This window comes from Rudaea sp. (assembly GCF_036383415.1).
In the GTDB taxonomy this organism is placed as follows: Bacteria; Pseudomonadota; Gammaproteobacteria; order Xanthomonadales; family Rhodanobacteraceae; genus Rudaea.
Genome location: NZ_DASVOK010000466.1, coordinates 1 through 2,332, shown reverse-complemented (window position 1 = coordinate 2,332; position 2,332 = coordinate 1). Strand labels below are relative to the sequence as shown.

Sequence of the window (2,332 nt, the reverse complement as noted above, 5' to 3'; positions counted from 1 at the left end):
ATTTGCCGACCCGACGCCTCGGCGGCCGCGGCCACGGCCATGATCGGGTTCGCGGCGCGAGCGATGAGCGGCGCGTTCATGCCTGCGCTCCTGCCGCGCAGGCGTCGCGCTGCGGCATTGAGCGCAGATCGGTGGCCTCGGCGAGCCGCCACTGGGTGACCTCGCGCAGGTGACGCATCGTGATGCCGGGATGAATCTCGCGCACGGTGCCGCCTTGCGGGCCGACGTCGATTACAGCGAGATCGGTGTAGACGCGCGAGACGACGCGCGCGCCGGTCAGCGGCAGCGACACCTCGCGCACGAGCCGCGGGCGGCCGTCGGCCGTGCAATGCTCCATGCCGACCCAGATCGCGCGGGCACCGATCGCGATGTCCATCGCGCCTCCCACCGCCGGCGGTACACCCACCTTGCGACGATCCCAGCTGGCGAGATCGCCAGCCTCGGAGATTTCGTACCCGCCGAGGAACGCGATATCGACGTGACGTCCGCGCAACATCGCGAAAGACTCGCAGCAGTCGAAATACGCCGCACCGATCTGCACGGTGATGAACTGCTGGCTTGCGTTGACGAGATTGCGATTGATCGCATTGTCGGGCGCGATGCCGGCGACGCCGAGAATCCCGTTCTCGCTATGAAAGATCACCTCGCGCCCCGCCGGGACGTGCCGCACGGCCTCGGTCGGAATCCCGACGCCGAGGTTCACGTATGCGCCTTCGAAGAAGTCCTGCGCCGCGCGCCAAGCGATCTGTTGGCGCCGCCTTTGCTGTGCATCGCTCATAGGGTCACTACCTGATCGACATAGATACCCGGCGTGACGATCGCCTCGGGATCGAGCCCGCCCAACTCGACCATCGCGTCGACTTCGGCGATCGTGCGTCGTGCCGCGCCAGCCATGACCGGGCCGAAGTTGCGTTGCGCCGCCTGATAGACGAGATTGCCCCAGCGGTCGGCAAGATGCGCGCGCACCAGCGCGAAATCGGCATGCAGCGGATACTCGAGCAAGCAACGCTGGCCGTCGATCTCGCGCACCTCCTTGCCTGCGGCGAGCACGGTGTCGACGGCCGTCGGCGTATAGAAGCCCGCGATGCCGGCCTTCGCTGCGCGAATCCGCTCGCACAGCGTGCCCTGCGGCACGAGTTCGAGTTCGACCTCCCCGCGTGCATAGCACTCCTCGAACACGAACGAGCCTGTGCGGCGCGGATACGCGCAGATCATCTTTTTGACCTGGCCGCGCCGCAGCAGCATCGCGATGCCCTCGAGTGCGCGGCCCGCGTTGTTCGATACGATCGTCAGGTTGCGCGGACCGAGTTCGACGAGCGCCTCGACGAGACGGAACGGCATGCCTGGATCGCCGAAACCGGTGACGAGAATGACGGCCCCGTCTACGACGTCCGCGAGCGCGTCGACCGCGCGCGACACGAACTTGTTGATCATCGAGCCTCCTTTGTTGAATGGGCCGCACCGCGCACGCGCGGCAGGCGCAGCAGCGGCCACGGGTCGGTCATCACGCCCACGGGTACCTCGATCACGGTAGGTAGATCGCGGCTCAGCGCGTCGCGGATCGCGTCGGCCAGCGCCGCGGCGGTATGCACGCGCTGCGCGAGCGCTCCGAATGCGCGCGCATACCGGACGAAATCCGGGTTGTGCAGCGCCGTGCCCAGTTGATAACCGTTGGCCTCTTGCTCGCGCAGCACGTTCCCATAAGCGTTGTCGTTGAAGACGACCGCGACCACGCCGAGCCGGTGTTGCACGGCCGTTGCGAGATCGTTCGAGGTGTAGAGAAAGCCGCCGTCGCCGTTGACCGAGACGACCGCGCGCCGGCGCTGCGCGGCCTTGGCGCCGAGGGCCGTGGCGAAGCCATAGCCGAGCGCGCCCTGATAGCTGGAAGTGACGTAAGTGCGCGGCGCGTAGACGGGATAGCCGATGCGGCACGCATAGCCGATCTGCGTCAGTTCGTCGACGAGCACACCGTCGTCCGGAATCGCGGCGCGCAACGCCGCGACGAAGCCGGCCTGCGGGTCGAGCGCGGCGAATTCGCGCTCGACCGCCTCGCGCATGGCCGCCAGTTCGGCCGCGCGCGACGGTGCGCGGTAGTCGGCCAGCCGCTGTTCGATCCCCTCGACGGTCGCTTGCGCGTCGCCGACGATGCTCAGGTCGACGAAGCCGGCTTCAAGGCGGGTACGATCGCTGTCGATCCGGATGACGTTCAGCGCCTCGTCGGTACCCCACTCGCAATACGGCCGGCCAAGACGCGTACCGATCGCGAGGACAGCGTCGGCGGATTGCCACAGCCGATGCCCGGCCGGCAGCGGCAGCGCGAGCGGATGCCGCG

General features: G+C 68.0%; 3 protein-coding genes. All 3 read right to left on the bottom strand.

Features of this window, described 5'->3' with window-relative positions; genetic code table 11:
* Positions 1 to 76 precede the first annotated feature (76 nt).
* On the bottom strand, positions 77 to 778 hold the full coding sequence (locus VF497_RS16930; RefSeq protein ID WP_330890903.1) for a CoA-transferase: 702 nt from the start codon (positions 776 to 778) through the stop codon (positions 77 to 79).
* Positions 775 to 1,434, bottom strand: a complete 660-nt coding sequence (locus tag VF497_RS16925) for a 3-oxoacid CoA-transferase subunit A (protein WP_330890902.1) — start codon at positions 1,432 to 1,434, stop codon at positions 775 to 777. Before VF497_RS16925 ends, VF497_RS16930 begins: the two co-directional genes overlap by 4 nt.
* A partial coding sequence (locus VF497_RS16920) for a thiamine pyrophosphate-dependent enzyme (protein ID WP_330890900.1) occupies positions 1,431 to 2,332 on the bottom strand: 902 nt, incomplete at its 5' end. The genes VF497_RS16920 and VF497_RS16925, both read right to left, overlap by 4 nt.

Coding starts and splice junctions, on each gene's coding strand:
- VF497_RS16930 (WP_330890903.1), bottom strand. CDS start 778: ATGAGCGATGCACAGCAAAGGCGGCGCCAACAGATCGCTTGGCGCGCG.
- VF497_RS16925 (WP_330890902.1), bottom strand. CDS start 1,434: ATGATCAACAAGTTCGTGTCGCGCGCGGTCGACGCGCTCGCGGACGTC.